The sequence below is a fragment of the Vibrio sp. PBL-C16 genome, from assembly GCF_034321865.1.
Taxonomy (GTDB): Bacteria; Pseudomonadota; Gammaproteobacteria; order Enterobacterales; family Vibrionaceae; genus Vibrio; species Vibrio alginolyticus.
Window position 1 is genome coordinate 2,393,555 of record NZ_JAXLNY010000002.1, and the last position, 18,118, is coordinate 2,411,672.

Genomic DNA, 18,118 nt, shown 5'->3' on the forward strand with positions numbered 1-18,118 from the left:
CTTATTGTTCGGTTGTTACTCGCAGACGTACTCAACAACGTTCAGACCAAAACCACCTAACGCGTGGTACTTTTTGTTGGTCGATGACAGAAGACGCATATCATGTACACCGAGATCCGCAAGAATCTGTGAACCAACGCCAACACGGCGAGACGTGCCTTGTTTTTTAGCAAGCGTTGGTGCTTCACCTTTGTCTTGCGCTTCGAACATCTTCACGCGATGAATAAGTAGATCAGTCGATTCTTCATGGCCAAGAACAACCAACACACCGCCCTCTTCACCAATGCGTTTCATTGCCTTATCTAGTGTCCAGCTGCGCTCTGCATTACGATCGCTACGTAGTAAGTCGGTAAAAACGTCTTGAAGATGTACGCGAACCAGTGGCGCTTTTTCTTTCAAATCGCCCTTGCACATTGCGTAGTGCACTTGGTTATCAATGGTGTCTTTGTAAGTGACTAACGTGAACTCACCAAACTCTGTCGGTAACTTGCACTGTGCCACACGTTCAATCGTTGTCTCAGTGTTATTGCGGTACTCAATTAGGTCGGCAATAGTGCCCAATTTAATACCGTGCTTCTCTGCAAAGATCTCTAGATCTGGGCGACGAGCCATCGTGCCGTCGTCATTTAAGATCTCAACAATCACCGATGCTGGCTCTAAACCAGCAAGACGAGCCAAATCACAGCCAGCTTCAGTGTGACCTGCGCGAGTCAGTACACCGCCGTCTTGAGCTGCGAGAGGGAAGATGTGACCAGGCTGCACCAAATCCGCAGCTTTAGCGTTTGGCGCGACTGCTGCTTGAACGGTACGTGCGCGATCTGCGGCTGAAATACCAGTCGTTACCCCTTCTGCTGCCTCAATCGAAACAGTAAAGTTGGTGGTGTATTGCGCATTATTGTCTTGCACCATTGGTGGCAGACCTAGACTTTCGCAACGATCTTTGGTCATGGTTAAACAAATCAGGCCACGGCCATAGGTTGCCATAAAGTTGATGGCTTCCGGCGTAATATGCTCGGCAGCCATGATCAAGTCACCTTCATTCTCGCGGTCTTCATCATCCATTAGGATGACCATTTTGCCTGCGCGAATATCATCAATAATTTCTTGTGGCGTACTGATTGGCATAGTCTGTTATCCCGTTATTCTAAATTTGTTATTGCGACAGCAATGAAAAATTACGTTGCAGTGAATGCTAGTTAGGTCAATAGTTTGAGCTTTGCATTAAGCAAGTCAATGAATCTCGCGGTGTTCTGTGAGTCTGCTCTTTATCGCATGCCTCACGCAGCCACTCCCAAGACTTATGCAAAACCGTTTTGCTGTAAAAAGTCCATCGTGATACGAGACTCGGCCTTATCTTCTTGTTGTCCTTGCAGTAAACGCTCCATATAACGCGCAAGTACATCAACTTCTAAGTTGACTTTGCGCCCCACTTGAAACTGGTCAATCGTAGTTTCTTCACTCGTATGAGGAACGATCGTCAGCTTAAAAGCATTTTTACGTAAGTCGTTGACGGTTAGGCTAATACCATCAACAGTAATCGAGCCTTTCTCTGCAACGTACTTGCTAATTTCCGCAGGCATTGCAACCCAAAACTCTATCGCACGGCCAACTGAATTGCGTTCGACAATTTCACCAACCCCATCGACATGGCCAGAAACGATATGTCCACCCAATCGCGTTGTTGGCAACATGGCTTTTTCTAGATTCACCTTATCGCCTACTTGGTATTCAGCAAACCCAGTTTTCTTCAAGGTTTCTAATGACAGATCAGCACTGTAATAGTGGCTTCCGAAGTCAACTACCGTTAAGCAAACACCATTGGTCGCAATGCTATCGCCTAACTTAACGTCTGACATATCAAGCGTACCCGTTTCAACCGTGACGGTGATGTCTTCGCCCTTCGGCGTAATCGCAGCTAACTTGCCAACTGCTTCTACTATTCCTGTAAACATACTATTTCTTATCTAATTTCATTACGTTTTATGGTGGCGGTGATGCGAATGTCTACCCCAACCATACGAACGTCTGTAATGTTTAAATCTATGACGTCAGCCATAGCGCTTAACCCTAAAGCACCGATAAGCCCCCGACCATCGCTGCCCATGAGTTTTGGCGCAAGGTAAACAATGAGCTCATCTACAAGGTTAGCCTTTATCATCGCACTCGCTAGCGTAGCTCCAGCTTCAACCCATAAGTGATTGATATGGTGCTCATCAGAGATACGTTTTAATGTCGTTGATAAGTCAATTTGGTCAGCGCTGTCCAATAGAGGGATACAGTCTCCATCAGAGCGAACAATAACTCGCTCTCCATCGGTATGGAACAGCTTGAGCGCATCAGTTAAATGGTTCTGACGATCTAAGATTACACGTACTGGTTGACGAAGCTCTTCTTGTAAATACTGCGCTTGAACACTATTAGGTAAGTCATCCCAGCGCACGTTGAGTGATGCATTATCATCAATCACCGTTTTGCTAGTAGAAAGAATGCCACCACTCATTGCTCGATAACGCTGCACATCTTGGCGGGCCGCTGGGGAGGTGATCCATTGGCTCTGACCATTATTGAGTGCGCTTTGCCCATCCAAACTGGCTGCCATTTTTAATTGAACAAACGGCATGCCTGTGCGCATGTACTTTATAAAACCAGGGTTAAGGGCAAGGGCATCTTGCTCTAACAAGCCGATTTGAACTTCAATTCCGGCATCACGTAACATCTGGATGCCGCGACCTGCAACTTTCGGGTTTGGGTCTACCATGGCGCAAACCACACGTGCCACTTTGGCTTTAATCAGCCCTTCGGCACATGGCGGTGTACGGCCGTAATGAGAGCAAGGTTCTAGCGTCACATAAGCGGTTGCACCAGCTGCTTTTTCACCCGCCATGCGCATCGCGTGCACTTCGGCATGCGGCTCACCAGCACGATGGTGATAGCCTTCACCGACAATTTCTTCATCACGAACGATGACACACCCTACATTTGGATTAGGGGCGGTGGTGTAAATGCCACGTTTCGCTAACTTAATAGCTCGTGACATCATGGCGAAATCTAAATCAGAAAACGCTCTTTCAGGAGTGTGTTGAGTCATGAGCTACTCAGTCTTCTAGGCGGGCAATCTCTTCGCCAAATTCGCGAATATCTTCAAAGCTGCGGTAAACGGAAGCGAAACGAATGTAAGCCACCTTATCGAGCTCTTTGAGCTGGTCCATGACTAAATTACCAATCATTTCACTCGGAACCTCTCGCTCACCCGTCGCACGCAGTTGTGATTTGATCATACTGATCGCTAACTCTATAGAATCGGCACTCACTGGGCGTTTCTCTAAAGCGCGTTGAATACCGCCAACCATTTTATCTTCATCAAATGGTTCACGGTTGCCATTCGATTTGATCACTTTAGGCATCACTAACTCTGCGCTTTCAAACGTAGTGAAACGCTCGCTACACGCCAAGCACTGACGGCGACGTCGAACTTGATGGCCATCAGCCACTAAGCGGGAATCAATAACTTTGGTATCGTTCTCGGAACAAAAAGGACAATGCATATCACCTCCATATCTATACCAAAATAACCTCATGAGCAATCACGGATAACCACGCGTTCATGGTTATACGGACTCTATTAAAGCTATTTGGGTATAACGCTTTCAAACCGAAATAAAAGCTCATGTAGTGTAGCGGAATTGGTATGTTAGACAAAACAAAAAGGGGCGCAAAGGCCCCTTTTTCACTCAAGATCTCGTCGAATGTGTTAACTGCGTGCTAAGTAGTTCGCTTTACCAACCCACTTGTAGCTAGTTAGCTCTTCTAAGCCCATCGGACCGCGTGCATGTAGCTTTTGCGTAGATACTGCGACTTCTGCACCAAGGCCAAATTGCGCACCGTCTGTAAAGCGCGTTGAAGCATTCACATAAACCGCCGCCGAACCGACAGAATTGATGAACAGTTCTGAGTTTTCCAAACTATTGGTCATGATCGCATCTGAGTGGCTCGCGTTATGGACACGCATATGATCAATGGCATCTTTCACATCAGACACAACTTTTACACTAAGAGTGTAACTCAACCATTCCGTATCAAAGTCACCCTCAACAGCATCGCGAATTTGTGTTGCTTGAGCCATCAGTGCTTTTGCCTTAGGCTCTGTCACGAAGGTCACTTTATCGCTCATGCGCTCTACGATCATTGGTAGGAATTGCGCTGCAATTTTTTCATGCACGAGCAGCGTATCTAATGAGTTACACGCAGATGGACGTTGAACTTTAGAGTTCTCAACCACATTCAGGGATTTCTTTAGATCAGCGGATTCGTCGACAAAGATATGGCTGATACCAAAGCCTCCAATAATCACCGGAATCGTGCTGTTTTCTTTACACATTTTGTGTAGGCCAGCACCACCGCGTGGAATGATCATGTCGACGTAATCGTCCAACTTAAGCAATTGAGAAACAAGCTCACGATCTGGTTTTTCAATGTACTGCACAGAAGCGGCTGGAAGGTTCGCCTTTGCGAGCGCAGACTGAATAACCTTCACTAATTCCATATTCGAGAAAAAGGTCTCTTTGCCACCACGTAAAATGCTTGCGTTGCCGGTTTTCAAGCACAACGCTGCAATATCAATGGTTACGTTTGGACGCGCTTCATAAATTACGCCCACGACACCAAGCGGCACACGACGACGAGACAGTGACATCCCATTTTCCAGTACCTTACTGTCTATTTCGCTGCCTACAGGATCGTTCAAGCTAATGACGTTGCGAACATCATTCGCAATTGCAGTCAGTCGTTCTTCATTAAGCAAAAGGCGATCGAGCAGCGCATCGGTTAAACCCGCTTCAAGGCCAAGTTCGATGTCTTTAGCGTTTGCCGCCAAAATAGCAGCAGAGTTTGCTTCTAGCTCATCAGCGATGATGGCTAATGCTTGGTTCTTTTGCGCAGTTGACGCTGTCGCTAATTCGAAAGCTGCATCTTTAGCAGCTTTACCCATATTCGTTAAATCCACTTTGCTTCCCTCTAATTCTATTCCTGAATGACGACCAAATCATCGCGGTGAATCACCTCAGAGCCATAATCATGACCCAAAATAGAGATGATATCTTTACTGTGTTTGCCCGTAATTTTAGTTAGGTCATCACTTGAGTAGGCGCTGATGCCACGAGCCACCAACTTACCGTGAGCGTTTGTTACACGCGCCACTTCGCCTCGTGCGAAGTCACCACTAACTTTGATGACCCCTTTAGCAAGTAGGCTACTGCCCTTGCCGACCACAGCATTGACTGCACCATCATCAATAACGATGTCGCCCGATGCCGCAGGTCCCGCTAGAATCCAGCGTTTACGGTTCTCTAAGGCTTCAGCGCAAGGTAGGAAGCGCGTACCCTGAGGTTCAGCACTTAAAGAGTCAAAGATAACATTCGGCGCACTACCAGCAGCAATAATAACCTCGATACCTGCGCGGCGAGCGATGTCTGCGGCTTGCAGCTTCGTTGCCATACCACCAGTACCCAATGTTGTACCGCTTCCACCTGCGATTTTACGCAGCGTGTCGTCGATGGTTTTTACTTCCTTGATAAGCTCTGCGTTCGGATCTTTACGAGGGTCAGCAGTAAACAGACCTTTTTGGTCCGTTAAAAGCAAGAGCTTATCTGCACCACATAAAATGCCTACCAAAGCGGAAAGGTTGTCGTTATCGCCAACTTTAATCTCGCTAGTCGCAACGGCATCATTTTCGTTTACGATAGGAACAATATCGTTCGCGACGAGCGCATTAATAGTGTCACGCGCGTTAAGGAATCGCTCACGATCTTCTAAATCGGCACGGGTTAGTAACATTTGGCCGATCTTGATACCATAAATACCAAACAAAGACTCCCATGTTTGAATCAAGCGGCTCTGCCCCACCGCGGCAAGTAACTGCTTACTCGCCATCTCGTTGGGCAATGCGGGGTAACCAAGATGCTCACGGCCTGCTGCAATCGCACCAGACGAAACCATTACGATTGAATGGCCTTGTTTTTTAAGCTCAGCACACTGGCGTGCTAACTCAACCATGTGTGCACGGTCGAGTGCCAGAGTGCCGCCTGTCAGCACACTTGTACCCAGTTTCACAACGACAGTTTGTGGTTGTGAAACAACTGCATTTTGTTGATTCGTTGTCATGATGTCTTCTGAAGTGAAAAACAAATAAAGAGAAGATGTTTTAACAATCAAATAGGGAATTAACAAGAGAAAAGGTGCGTTTTCGCACCTTTTTGTTTGGTATTAAATGAAAACAACCAAATTAAGCGAAATCGAAAGACTCCGTGTGATATTCGACTTCTAATTTGAAGTGTTCTTCTAAAGTATCAACCAGCTTTTGATGGAATGTGCTCTGCGTGAGATACACTTCCTCTACCACTTTTTTGGGAAGGGCTTCAGATACCCATTGCCCTTCTTTGTTGTACTTGCCAATATGATATTTAGCAGTAAAGCCTCCCTCGATGGATTCCAAATCCATCCACCAGCCCCAAAATTCACGCTTCTCAGGCGATTTTTTGTCGTCTACACATACAGATAAACAATCAAAATAATAGCGCCCTTCTTGCGATTGTGGTTCGCGCAGGTAAGGTCCTATCGCCTTCAACTTTGACATCAAGCGAAAGTGAGTCGGGCCCTGAGTCGTCTCTGACATATGAATCTCCGTTTTCATAGTTAAAAGTAAACACCCAAGAATGATTATTATTTTTAATTATCATGAGCTTATTTTTTGCTCAGATATATCACTCTTAACTAATTTAGGAGAATTGTCACCCTAATAATTCATCTTCTAGCCACTTTATGGCTAAATCGAGGGATTGCTCATATCCTTTTGTAATTGTTTTGGAACTGATTTTTTTCGCTCTACCATACTGGCTAAATAGAGCAACAAGTTGATTATCACTGTGTGGCGACACTGGATCGCCTTCAAGACTCAAAGCCAAAATAGGCACTTTGGTTTTTCGACTGCTCAGGAAGCCCTGAACCTTCAATGACCACGCCATCATCTGACCAGCCATGCTATTAATATCAACCGCATTTTTCCCCAAACGGGAAGCCAAAAGATCTAAGTACATCTTCGGCATTTTTTGCAACTTCTGAGGGGAAGTAAAAATATCATGTACGGGTGCGCCTAGAGCGACACAAGCTTTGATCTTTTCTTGCTCGACAAAAGAGAGTCTGATCATGGCATTACCACCAAAACGAAACCCAACTAACCCCACTTTGTGATGATCAACCCAAGGTAGCGAGTAAAGCTCATTCAATACCGCTTGATGTAGGCAACTTGAATTCTCGGTCAAGGGCCAGTGAGAGCTATGCCCTACCGAAGGCATGTCCACGGTTAACATCGCAATATCTCGCGGTGCAAGACGATTACGGAACAAACGCCACATGTCGGTTTGTAGGGTATCCAAACCAGCGCTCACCATTACCACAGGCAACTGTTTATCCGTTCTTGGTAAATGGAGGTTCGCGATGATTTTGCGATTTTGGTAAGGCACTTCAATTTGCTTGATGGTGTACTTAGTTTTTTCTGCGCCGTCAGAATACGCTTTGTTTGCCAGAACTTGAGCTTGCGATGCCAAGTTGTCATTTTTTAAATGTGGGTAGCCTGCAATACTAAAACACAAAGAAGCAGTGAAGAGTTCATCCGCTGCCTCTTCTCCTTGCATTTCATTTGCTCGCTTCTGATGATCCATACCAAGCTTGATCCACTCAAATGTCCAGTTACCACTGTGATAACCCATTACAGTGTCTAACCAATCATCATTGGTTCGCGAGTGAGAAGATGAAGCAATTTTAGACAGTACGCCTTCCATTTCGATCGGAGACAATCCTTGCCAAGCCCATTGCAAGCGACGCAAATGACGATACCAAGCACGATCACCCTGCGCTTCTCGTTCATCAAGTATTTTTTTACTGGTCGGCATGTACTGGGTAAGCGCGGAGGTTTCTTTTGCTTGCTTATGTTTCACGAACAAAGTTTCGGAAAGATTTTTACTGACGTCTTCAGACATAGGAAGAACCCTAGGCTATTAGCATGATTTAATATCATAATAAAAAAAATGCCCCTATAAAGGGGCATTTCTCAATATTCTTTAACCGCGTTTATTTTTGCTTGCGGTTTACTGGCTCAGCATACTGGATTGACATATCCCAAGGCTGCTCGATCCAAGTGTCTTGAGCAATATCTACAACGTAATCATCCAGCAGCTCTTTGCCTGATGGTTTCGCACACACAGCGATCATTTTCGCTTTTGGATACATCTCACGTAGTTTGCGCGCTGTATCACCACTGTCTACTAGGTCTTCAACGATTAGGTAACCTTCGCCATCACCTTCAGGTGCTTTTAGTACCGTCATATCGCGCTGATGATCATGGTCGTAGCTTGAAATACAGATTGTATCAACGTAACGAATACCCAGTTCACGAGCCAAAATAGCGCCAGGAACCAAACCGCCGCGGCTTACCGCCCAAATTCCTTTCCATTGCTCAGCTGGCATTTGTTTTTCAGCCAGTTCACGGCAGTAAGTCTGCATTGCATCCCAAGTGATAATGAATTTTTTACTCATTGTAATAACCTAATAATTTGAAAATATGCATCCTCAAAATCTAGCGAAGTCACTCAAAAGCGGAATGCTCACTAACTTCTCCAAAATGTTTGGAGACGAGGATTTCAAGCTGCGCAAACGATTATTCTACCGAAACACACCGCTAATACCAACGGTGATATCAAAATTCTCTGCCTATTCCGCAGAAAAACCGTCTTCTGTGAACAACGTAAAAAAGAAAAAGCCAGCGTGAATAAATCCACACTGGCTTTTTGCTCGAGAAATTAACCGACGAGGTATTTAACGATGAAGATGGCTGACATCACCCATACACTCATCGACACTTCACGGCCCTTACCGCTGAATAACTTGATCGCCGCGTATGCGATAAAGCCTAACGTGATACCTTCTGCAATCGAGAATGTTAGCGGCATAACTAAACAAGTCACAACAACTGGGGACGCTTCAGTTAGGTCACGCCAATCAATGCTTACTAGCCCAGACAGCATCAAGATCGCCACATAGAATAGCGCACCTGACGTTGCATAAGCAGGGATCATACCCGCAAGTGGTGAGAACAATAGAGCAAGTAGGAAGAGTACACCAACAACCACGGCTGTTAGACCAGTACGCCCACCCGCAGCTACACCAGAAACGCTTTCAATATAAGATGTCGTGTTGGAGGTACCAAGTAATGCACCTACTGACGTTGCTGTTGAGTCTGCAAGTAACGCTTTGTTTAAACGAGGGATGTTGCCATTCTCATCAGTTAGACCAGCTTTTTGAGAAACGCCAACGAGCGTACCTGCGGTGTCAAATAAATCGACAAATAGGAAAGCAAATACGACGGAAATCATGCCTACTTCAAACAAACCAGAGAAATCCAGTTGCATGAAAGTTGGCGCAATGCTTGGTGGCGTTGACATAATACCGCCCCACTGCACATCACCAAATAGAAGACCAAGCGCTGTAACGCCAAGAATGGCGATCATCACCGCACCTTTCACACCACGGTGAACCAGTGCAATCGTAAGAAAGAAGCCAATCGCGGCCAATACAGATGGCAATGATGTGATCTCTCCCATAGAAACTAATGTCGCTGTATTATCAACGACGATACCTGCATTTTTTAATGCGATAAACGCTAAGAAAAGACCAATACCAGCTGAAATACCTGTTCGTAGAGAATGCGGGATCGAGTTAATAATCCACTCACGGATCTTAAATACGCTTAAAAGAATGAACAGAAGGCCAGAAACAAATACAGCCGCCAACGCAACTTGCCACGTATAACCCATTCCCAATACAACAGAGTAAGTAAAAAATGCGTTCAGGCCCATTCCTGGTGCCTGTGCGATTGGGTAATTGGCAACAAATCCCATGATAAAACAGCCGATTGCGGCAGCAAGACAAGTCGCGACAAAAATGGCGCCACGGTCCATACCGGTATCCGACAGGATCGCTGGGTTTACAAAAATAATGTAAGCCATAGTTAGGAAGGTCGTAACACCTGCAATGATCTCAGTGCGCACATTTGTGCCATTTTCACTGAGTTTAAAAAGCCTCTCGAGCATGATCGAATCCTGTAAAGGTAAAAAGTAAACGGTTGCGTAATCGATTGGCGGGAATTATAAAGTTATCAAATAGCAAATTCTAGATAGAATCTTCACTCTAATGCGTTTTTTTTCTTTGGATATGAAACACATTCTCTAACCCATCAAAGCAAGTAAAGAAATATATTCTTATAAAACAATAGGTAACCCAGATAACACAGTTCTCTAAAAGAGAATAAAAACTGAGCAATGTACTAAACTTTCAGATGAAAAAGGCCCATTTTAAACATGGTATCTAACAGATTTGATGGAAAAGTCGATAAAACCGAAGAATGGGGAATAGAAGAAGACTTTGATGGCAATAAGTGAGTCAGGAAGAGAAAATAGAGATAAAAAAACGCCACCCAATTTGGGTGGCGGTGAATCATGTCAGCACTATCACTGAAAAAAAAATTCCAATTTATAGGGGTGAACAAACTGTTCGAGTCACATGCGTTGACTTCACTTAGTAGCCAAAGCTTGTTGGGTATACAAAGTTACCGGTGTAAACAGACTTGCTATTCCAGAACATTGTACTTGGTAAACCTTTCATAACTATCACCTTTTAAATCAATTAAACATTCGTTGATTTCTCGGTTCCTTGGAGGCGATAAAACGGACTCATCCTTTGAGCATTTCATTCTTCTCTCAGAAGCTGGTTACAAATATACCACCAAGAAATTTAATTACAAGCATTTTGGTGATTGGAATCACAAAAAATGCACAAATTGACCTTTATCAAAGTTTATGTGTAATTAAATTACAATTTTATGAATTAAAAAATAAAGCCACTTTCAGAATATATGATAGAGAACACATAGTGCTTGTTATTGTATTCACAAACTGTGACAGTTCTGAGAGAAATCCTTGTGATCGCGACTACTCGTACTCCTTATCTGGTGGTATGCTAACGGCAATTTGAAGGCCAAATCGTCTAGCATTTAATGCTACCTTGACAATATTTTTACGGTATATATTTGGCAAAGCACATCAAAAGGAGTCCTCCGTGTCTGAGTTCCATTCTGAGATCAGTACCTTATCACCTGCTCCACTTTGGCAGTTTTTCGATAAGATTTGTTCTATCCCTCATCCATCGAAACATGAAGAAGCATTAGCACAGTACATTATCAACTGGGCAACAGAGCAAGGCTTTGACGTTCGCCGTGATCCAACCGGTAACGTGTTCATCAAAAAGCCCGCGACACCAGGAATGGAAAATAAGAAGGCTGTTGTACTTCAAGCACACATCGACATGGTGCCGCAGAAAAACGAAGACACTGAACACGACTTCACCAAAGATCCAATCCAACCTTACATCGATGGCGAATGGGTAACTGCGAAAGGCACGACGCTTGGTGCAGATAACGGTATTGGTATGGCTTCTTGCCTTGCTGTATTGGCATCTAAAGATATTAAGCACGGTCCACTCGAAGTTCTGCTGACGATTGATGAAGAAGCAGGCATGACTGGCGCATTTGGCCTTGAAGCTGGTTGGTTAGAGGGTGAGATTCTTCTAAATACAGACTCTGAGCAAGAAGGCGAAGTCTACATGGGTTGTGCAGGTGGCGTTGATGGCACCATGACTTTCGATATTTCTCGAGAATCAACGCCTGCAGGTTTTGTAACACGCCAACTGACGCTGAAAGGCCTAAAAGGTGGTCACTCAGGTTGTGACATTCACACAGGTCGCGGTAATGCCAACAAATTACTTGGTCGTTTCCTTGCCGGTCATGCTCAAGAGCTTGATTTACGTTTAGTCGAATTCCGTGGTGGTAGCTTACGTAATGCAATCCCTCGCGAAGCGTTTGTTACTGTCGCGCTTCCTGTCGAAAACCAAGACAAACTTGCTGAGCTGTTCAACCACTACACTGAGCTGCTTAAAACTGAATTGGGTAAAATCGAAACAGGTATCGTAACCTTTAATGAAGCGATCACGACTGACGCGCAAGTATTTTCAATCGCCGATCAGCAACGATTCATTGCGGCACTTAACGCTTGTCCAAACGGCGTAATCCGTATGAGTGATGAGGTGGAAGGCGTTGTTGAAACTTCTCTAAACGTTGGTGTGATCAGCACAGAAGAAAATAAAGTCACCGTGCTTTGCTTGATTCGTTCTCTCATTGACTCTGGCCGTAGCCAAGTGGAAAGCATGCTGCGCTCGATTACTGAGCTAGCAGGCGCACAAATTCAGTTCTCAGGCGCTTACCCTGGCTGGAAGCCAGATGCAGATTCCGAGATCATGGCAATTTTCCGTGATATGTATGAAGGCATTTACGGTCATAAGCCGAACATCATGGTCATCCATGCTGGTCTTGAGTGTGGCCTATTTAAAGAACCATACCCACACATGGATATGGTTTCTTTCGGTCCAACAATAAAATTCCCTCACTCTCCAGATGAGAAAGTGAAGATTGATACTGTTCAGTTGTACTGGGATCAGATGGTCGCGCTTTTAGAAGCGATTCCAGAGAAAGCATAATTCAATCACGAAAAATGACAAAGGGTGCCATACGGCACCCTTTTTTTGGTTTAGTTGAACCCAACTACACACGGTTTTGCGCGTAAGCGGCTAATTCATCCATTGAGGTTTGTGCAGCAACTTCACCATCAATGTAGTAAGTAACAAACTCACCATCGCGTACACCCATGAGTGTCGCCTTTTCACCGTTACTGTAAGTAATATCCATTTGAACAGTGTTCTCATCGATTTGCTGCATTCGCCCCTGCTCAATGACACGGTTATCCGCTAATGGTGCGATTGGTGCCGTCGTTAACGACTTATCTAACTGGTGATTGACATCAATGTAAGTATCTACCTTTGTATCGAAGATATGTGGCTTACCATTTAACGGGTTCTTACCCGTCCAAAATTCTAGAGAGTTAAACACGATATAATCCGCTGCGATCGCGACACCATAAACAGGCGCTAAAAGCATATTTAGGCCACCTCGAGCGTAACGGTTGTCAACAGCTTTCAAGTTAAACCCCATGACATAACCTGTCACGGCATTACTACCTACGCAACCTGAAAGTGAAACTGCTACCGCAGTCAATGCACCAATTTTAGCAATTGCCTTTTTCATCAAAACCTCTAGTTAGAAAGTGTGAAACCTCAAATTCGGCGCGGATATTATCGGATAAAAAGTAGGGTTAAAAGTCCGTTTTTTTGTCCTCCATGAACAGTATTATTTTTAATACAGTCACATTTTTTAAGGCTATTATTGCGCTCTCTTCTCTATGGCTTGTTATGTATTAAACTGATAGAAAAGATCATATTGAAAACAAAAACTTCACACATACCAAAATTTCACGCATGACGATTAAAGTAATTTGTCGTGTCCTTAATGAGAATGATTAGTGCGATTTTGCAGCAATTGTTACATTGCTGATGACGCATTTGACAGAGATGGTTTATGGCCAGAAGTAAAAAAAGCAAAGTGTTTGAGCTCTTAGGACATCAAATACAACCAGGACAACGATTAGAGATCGAATTTGAAGCAGCGAAGCTATATACACATTCGCCTTTATCTATTCCTGTGGAAATCATCCATGGGAAACAAGAAGGACCAGTGTTAATGGTGAATGCCGCTATCCATGGTGATGAGCTTAATGGCGTAGAAATCGTTCGTCAGATCATTAACCAACTGGAACCACAAAAACTGAAAGGCACTGTCATTGCAGTACCTATCGTTAACGTTTTTGGTTTCATCCATAAATCTCGTTACTTGCCCGACCGACGAGATCTCAACCGTTGCTTTCCTGGCAGTGAAAAAGGCGCACTTGCATCTCGTATGGCACACGGGTTCTTTAACAACATTGCCAAGCGTTGTGACTACATTTTGGATCTACACACAGGGGCAATTCATCGCACGAACTTACCACAGATCCGCGCAAACTTAAGCAACCCAGAAACTCTGCGTATTGCTCAAGCATTTGCAACGCCAGTGATTGTTGATTCAGCATTGCGTGATGGCTCTTTACGCAGTGAAGCAGAAAAATGTGATATTCCAGTGCTCACCTACGAGGCTGGCGAAGCATTGCGCTTTGATCCACTTTCGATAAGCGCTGGTGTACTCGGGGTTCGGCGCGTAATGCAAGCCATTGGTATGTTGCGTGCGAGCAGGAAAAAGCTGCCTGAGCCTATCATAGCGAAGTCCACCAGCTGGGTTCGCGCGTCAGGTAACGGCATTTTGCGTACTGTCGTTAATCTGGGAGACAAAGTAGAACAGGGGGAAACGCTCGCTTATATTAGCTCTCCTCTTGGTCATGATGAGATAGAACTAAAAGCCCCGAAGCGTGGTTTGGTTATCGGTCAACAAACATTACCATTGGTGAACGAAGGCGATGCAATTTTCCACCTTGCCTATTTTAACCAAGGTGATAATGCTTTAGAGCAAGCAGTCGAAAGCTATATTGAAGGCCTCACTGAATTCGATGCCGAGCCGCTGACCACCGGACAGATACCGTTAGAAACTCAGTAATTCCTACCAAGTAGGCGCCTGATTAGCTCAAAAGGAGCAACAGTGCTCGCACTATCTTGTTTAAAAGCCAATAAGCTCAGCATCCATGATGCTGGGCTTTTTGTTTTATGTAAGCTAACGATACTTATCGTAGTTTCCACGAATGGATAAAAAACTTTACAATCCATCGCAAAAACACATTTGATAATTAATCTCATTATCATTTATTAATCGTAATAATGTTCTTATAATCCGAGCTTCATAAAAACACTATAAATCATCAATATGAAACGATTAAAAAGTCATCCATTCAAAGTAAATCTCATTTCACTGGCTTTGCTCTTCCCTCTTTATTCATATGCCGAGACAGCGCCAAATGAAGAGCTTGAAGTCATAGGCGTTCGTTATGCCAAACCTATTACCATTGCTGAGCCTGCGCAAACCACCATTAATTGGTCAGAGATTGAAGAGCAACAGTACTCTAATTTTGCCTCAATGATCGATGCCGTTCCCGGTGCATCAATAGATGGTGGCGGTCGTTCTGGTGGCGAACGTATTAACATTCGTGGTTTTGATGATCCAAGCGATATCGCCGTGTTTGTCGATGGCGCTCCAATTGGCTTTCAACAATACCGCTACGGTACCTTCTTTTTTGATCCGTTCTTAATTGGCGAAGCAGAAATTATCAAGGGCGCGCACGACTATCGAGCACTCAACGGGAAGTTTGGTGGCTCCATTCGCATTAAAACCAAAAGTGTCGATGATCTCCTGTACGGCGAAAGAAACTTTGGTGCTCGCATCTCAAGTGCATACAACACCAACGGCGATGAGAACGCCTACACGCTAACACTCTATGGTAAAAACGATACTGGTTTTTATTTTCTAGCGAATGGCTCGGTAAAAGATTCTGATGACATTAAAGTCGGAGGTGGTGAAACGCTGGATTACTCAGGTTATGAGCAAGAAAACATGCTCGTAAAGGTCGGTTATGAAAACAACGATCACGAGTTTGAAATTAGCCACACTCGCTACAAAGATGAAGGTCGTAAACCTTGGGCTAACCGCCGCGGAAAAATGCCTAACATCACCGAATACAATATCAAGAAATACGGCTCATTAGAAAAAGCCCAATACGCTTACACCGTCGATAACAAATACACGGACAACACCACAACCATCTCTTACCACTACATGCCGACTAACCCGTATATTGATTTCAATATCAAAATGGCACGTTCCGAAAACGATCGTCATTGGGTTCGCCCTGACGTAGCATTCGAGAAAATGTTCGTTTCTGTTGGCAGTTACGGTCATGAGTCATGGCTGAGTTACGAGCGTGACTACGTTGATGTGTTTAACCAAGCACAATTCGGAGACCACACTCTAGTCACTGGGCTTCAATATCAAAAAACCGATAGAGACTCGTTAGTATTCAACGCATCATACGACAGTAATGAAGCGAAAAACTACGGTTGGTACACCCCTTACTACGAACCATCTGGCACGCAGTCAATTTATGCCGCTTACATTGCTGATCACTATCAAGCAACAGACCGCCTAACAATCACACCTTCTCTGCGTTACGAATACATCAAGAGTGAAGGAAAAGGGAACGCAGCGCCGGATTATAATGATCCAGCTGCCGGACATGACTATGGTGAAACGACGCATAAAGGCTTTAGCCCACGTTTGGATATCGACTTTGATGCAAGCAATAATACGCGTTTAAACGCCTCCTACGCCTACGCTTTAAAAGCACCAACCGTTGATAACATCTACTCAGTGCAATATGCGCGCGCTACCGCTACGGCTACTGCTTTGAATCTGGACGTGTCTCGTATCCATGCTTATCAAGCAAGCGTTATCAACTTAACGGAAGGGCTGGTGAACTCTCGCGATAACCTCGCAACAGAGTTAACTATGTTCTATAACGATGTTAGCGACACAGTTGATATACGAACGGGCGAAAACCTCGACAAAAATACTACTGAGTTACAAAGCTGGAATACAAACCTAGATGGCTTTAAAAACTATGGCTTTGAGCTAATTTCACAATACCGGATTGAAGATTTCTACAGTAATTTCTCAGCAAGTTACATTCGCGGCAAAAACAAAGGTAGCCTATCTGACTCTACAGGTTCAGATGATGATCATCCTGATGTACCGCCATTAAACATTAATCTGGGTTTAGGTTACGAATGGATTCCTGGTTTACGTACGGGCTGGGAAGTCCGTTGGTATGATGCGCAAACCAAAACCAAGGCAAGCGGTAACAATTTAAAAGTGAAATCGCCAAGTGAGCAATACACGCTACAAAACGCTTACGTGGTTTGGGAAATACAACAAGTCGAAGGCTTGAGCATTGGCGCGGTTGTGAAAAACTTAACCGATCGTTACTACGAAGCATACCTATCTAATGGCGTGCCTTCGCCTGGTCGCGAAGTCAAACTGCACCTCACTTATCAATACTAACCATACCTAAAAGATGCAGGGCAGACATTAACTGCCCTGTTATATCGTATCCAATGGCCATAATTGCACGCCGTTTTATTTATCAGTATTATCATTTCCTTTTGCTTGCATACACATTATGAACAATCTAAAAACACGGCTTCTTCTGATTTGCTTCTTCCCTGTAGGTAGCCTAGCGCAAGCTTCTGAGAACATTGCAGACTACTTACAAGAACAAAGCAAGCACCAAGTTTCAGAAGATTTTTACGCACAGCCAACAGCAAATAACCTGAATCTAGATGCAAAAACTAACTCTTTAACTTGGCACGAAGATGGTAAGCCGGATCACTGTCGTTACGCCAAGCAGCCCAAAGACGTCGCAACACATTTCGACTACGGTGAAGCAAACGATCTATCTGACGGCTTACAACACTTTGATTTACCGGAAAGACATTCTGCAAAGGTCAAATCGACACATCGCACTTATGCTAATAACCCTCACCTTCTTCCTGGCAATAAACAATTTGCAGCCCCTGAAGACGGCACGTTTAGCTTGTCCGTATCGTCGGATTGTTTTTAGCCGATATAAATAAAAAATGCCCTGAGACAAAACTCAGGGCATTTTCACTATTTGTTTGATGGGTAACGTCACCATCTCACCGATTTAAACTTATTCTTCGTCAGTGTCTACTTCGGTTTCACGTGCTTTGCGGGCTTCTTCTTTACGAACTTTTGCCGCTAGTTGTTCTGCTTCACGCTCTTGACGTTGCGCTGCTTTACGCTCGTTACGAACCACTTGGTTTTGGATAAATCCAGCCAGTTCTTGTTCAGCCCAAGCTTGTGCTTTCTCTTCGCTGTCAAAGCCTGTTTCACGCTTTGATACTACAGTCTTACGAGATGTCACTTGGCGAGTGATTTCTGCGCTCCAGCCGTTACGTTTTTCAGTGACGCGGATAGCAAATTTTGGATTCTTAGACATTTCTTTCATTTCCTAAGGGATTTAGGGATCAATCAGGGATTCGGTCAACTTGATAACTCCATCTAAGC

The 18,118-nt window shown here is 44.4% G+C and carries 16 protein-coding genes; 4 read left to right on the forward strand and 12 right to left on the reverse strand.

Features of this window, described 5'->3' with window-relative positions; all coding sequences use genetic code 11:
- Nucleotides 1-15: 15 nt before the first annotated feature.
- From ribBA to UQW94_RS19315, 10 genes are all read right to left on the reverse strand, one after another.
- Nucleotides 16-1,125, reverse strand: a complete 1,110-nt coding sequence (ribBA, locus tag UQW94_RS19270; protein ID WP_258649173.1) for a bifunctional 3,4-dihydroxy-2-butanone-4-phosphate synthase/GTP cyclohydrolase II — start codon at nt 1,123-1,125, stop codon at nt 16-18.
- A gap of 173 nt (nt 1,126-1,298) precedes the next feature.
- Nucleotides 1,299-1,952 carry a riboflavin synthase gene (locus UQW94_RS19275; protein WP_005381574.1) on the reverse strand — a complete coding sequence of 218 codons (654 nt, stop codon included), beginning with the start codon at nt 1,950-1,952 and terminating at the stop codon, nt 1,299-1,301.
- 8 nt (nt 1,953-1,960) lie between these two features.
- On the reverse strand, nt 1,961-3,088 hold the full coding sequence (ribD, locus tag UQW94_RS19280) for a bifunctional diaminohydroxyphosphoribosylaminopyrimidine deaminase/5-amino-6-(5-phosphoribosylamino)uracil reductase RibD (RefSeq protein ID WP_285385684.1): 1,128 nt from the start codon (nt 3,086-3,088) through the stop codon (nt 1,961-1,963).
- A gap of 7 nt (nt 3,089-3,095) precedes the next feature.
- Nucleotides 3,096-3,545, reverse strand: coding sequence for a transcriptional regulator NrdR (gene nrdR / locus UQW94_RS19285; protein WP_005381578.1), 450 nt, complete (start codon nt 3,543-3,545; stop codon nt 3,096-3,098).
- 206 nt (nt 3,546-3,751) lie between these two features.
- Nucleotides 3,752-5,002 (reverse strand): glutamate-5-semialdehyde dehydrogenase, encoded by a 1,251-nt coding sequence (locus UQW94_RS19290; protein ID WP_322142492.1) that lies wholly within the window; start codon nt 5,000-5,002, stop codon nt 3,752-3,754.
- A 17-nt stretch (nt 5,003-5,019) separates the two neighbouring features.
- Complete coding sequence (proB, locus tag UQW94_RS19295; RefSeq protein ID WP_005383771.1) at nt 5,020-6,159, reverse strand: glutamate 5-kinase; 1,140 nt, start codon at nt 6,157-6,159, stop codon at nt 5,020-5,022.
- 121 nt (nt 6,160-6,280) lie between these two features.
- Entirely contained in the window at nt 6,281-6,670 is a 390-nt protein-coding gene (gene crl / locus UQW94_RS19300) for a sigma factor-binding protein Crl (RefSeq protein WP_005381584.1), read from the reverse strand.
- Nucleotides 6,671-6,785: 115 nt separating this feature from the next.
- Nucleotides 6,786-8,033, reverse strand: a complete 1,248-nt coding sequence (gene frsA / locus UQW94_RS19305) for an esterase FrsA (protein ID WP_005381586.1) — start codon at nt 8,031-8,033, stop codon at nt 6,786-6,788.
- A gap of 91 nt (nt 8,034-8,124) precedes the next feature.
- Nucleotides 8,125-8,589 carry an oxytetracycline resistance phosphoribosyltransferase domain-containing protein Tet(34) gene (gene tet(34), locus UQW94_RS19310; RefSeq protein ID WP_005381590.1) on the reverse strand — a complete coding sequence of 155 codons (465 nt, stop codon included), beginning with the start codon at nt 8,587-8,589 and terminating at the stop codon, nt 8,125-8,127.
- Between the two features lie 263 nt (nt 8,590-8,852).
- Nucleotides 8,853-10,142 (reverse strand): NCS2 family permease, encoded by a 1,290-nt coding sequence (locus UQW94_RS19315; protein WP_213901722.1) that lies wholly within the window; start codon nt 10,140-10,142, stop codon nt 8,853-8,855.
- 1,024 nt (nt 10,143-11,166) lie between these two features.
- Here UQW94_RS19315 and UQW94_RS19320 point away from each other — a divergent pair.
- Nucleotides 11,167-12,639 carry an aminoacyl-histidine dipeptidase gene (locus tag UQW94_RS19320; protein WP_005381594.1) on the forward strand — a complete coding sequence of 491 codons (1,473 nt, stop codon included), beginning with the start codon at nt 11,167-11,169 and terminating at the stop codon, nt 12,637-12,639.
- Nucleotides 12,640-12,703: 64 nt separating this feature from the next.
- On the opposite strand, the gene UQW94_RS19325 is transcribed toward UQW94_RS19320, so the two are convergent.
- Entirely contained in the window at nt 12,704-13,243 is a 540-nt protein-coding gene (locus UQW94_RS19325; protein WP_005381596.1) for a DUF3332 domain-containing protein, read from the reverse strand.
- Between the two features lie 330 nt (nt 13,244-13,573).
- Between UQW94_RS19325 and UQW94_RS19330 the strand changes: the two genes are divergently transcribed.
- From UQW94_RS19330 to UQW94_RS19340, 3 genes are all read left to right on the forward strand, one after another.
- Nucleotides 13,574-14,641 (forward strand): succinylglutamate desuccinylase/aspartoacylase family protein, encoded by a 1,068-nt coding sequence (locus UQW94_RS19330; protein ID WP_222712424.1) that lies wholly within the window; start codon nt 13,574-13,576, stop codon nt 14,639-14,641.
- Between the two features lie 264 nt (nt 14,642-14,905).
- A complete protein-coding gene (locus tag UQW94_RS19335; protein WP_213866987.1) occupies nt 14,906-17,092 on the forward strand; it encodes a TonB-dependent receptor domain-containing protein in 2,187 nt (728 codons plus the stop codon).
- A gap of 118 nt (nt 17,093-17,210) precedes the next feature.
- Entirely contained in the window at nt 17,211-17,651 is a 441-nt protein-coding gene (locus tag UQW94_RS19340; protein ID WP_005381599.1) for a hypothetical protein, read from the forward strand.
- 90 nt (nt 17,652-17,741) lie between these two features.
- Here UQW94_RS19340 and UQW94_RS19345 read toward each other — a convergent pair whose 3' ends face one another.
- Nucleotides 17,742-18,050 (reverse strand): DUF3622 domain-containing protein, encoded by a 309-nt coding sequence (locus UQW94_RS19345; RefSeq protein WP_025998700.1) that lies wholly within the window; start codon nt 18,048-18,050, stop codon nt 17,742-17,744.
- Between the last annotated feature and the right edge of the window lie 68 nt (nt 18,051-18,118).

What these genes read in the sequence shown, in the direction of transcription:
- UQW94_RS19275 (WP_005381574.1), bottom strand. Translation starts at nt 1,952, where the DNA reads ATGTTTACAGGAATAGTAGAAGCAGTTGGCAAGTTAGCTGCGATTACG.
- UQW94_RS19335 (WP_213866987.1), top strand. Translation starts at nt 14,906, where the DNA reads ATGAAACGATTAAAAAGTCATCCATTCAAAGTAAATCTCATTTCACTG.
- nrdR (WP_005381578.1), bottom strand. Translation starts at nt 3,545, where the DNA reads ATGCATTGTCCTTTTTGTTCCGAGAACGATACCAAAGTTATTGATTCC.
- UQW94_RS19330 (WP_222712424.1), top strand. Translation starts at nt 13,574, where the DNA reads ATGGCCAGAAGTAAAAAAAGCAAAGTGTTTGAGCTCTTAGGACATCAA.
- UQW94_RS19345 (WP_025998700.1), bottom strand. Translation starts at nt 18,050, where the DNA reads ATGTCTAAGAATCCAAAATTTGCTATCCGCGTCACTGAAAAACGTAAC.
- ribBA (WP_258649173.1), bottom strand. Translation starts at nt 1,125, where the DNA reads ATGCCAATCAGTACGCCACAAGAAATTATTGATGATATTCGCGCAGGC.
- crl (WP_005381584.1), bottom strand. Translation starts at nt 6,670, where the DNA reads ATGTCAGAGACGACTCAGGGCCCGACTCACTTTCGCTTGATGTCAAAG.
- proB (WP_005383771.1), bottom strand. Translation starts at nt 6,159, where the DNA reads ATGACAACGAATCAACAAAATGCAGTTGTTTCACAACCACAAACTGTC.
- frsA (WP_005381586.1), bottom strand. Translation starts at nt 8,033, where the DNA reads ATGTCTGAAGACGTCAGTAAAAATCTTTCCGAAACTTTGTTCGTGAAA.
- ribD (WP_285385684.1), bottom strand. Translation starts at nt 3,088, where the DNA reads ATGACTCAACACACTCCTGAAAGAGCGTTTTCTGATTTAGATTTCGCC.
- UQW94_RS19315 (WP_213901722.1), bottom strand. Translation starts at nt 10,142, where the DNA reads ATGCTCGAGAGGCTTTTTAAACTCAGTGAAAATGGCACAAATGTGCGC.
- UQW94_RS19325 (WP_005381596.1), bottom strand. Translation starts at nt 13,243, where the DNA reads ATGAAAAAGGCAATTGCTAAAATTGGTGCATTGACTGCGGTAGCAGTT.
- UQW94_RS19340 (WP_005381599.1), top strand. Translation starts at nt 17,211, where the DNA reads ATGAACAATCTAAAAACACGGCTTCTTCTGATTTGCTTCTTCCCTGTA.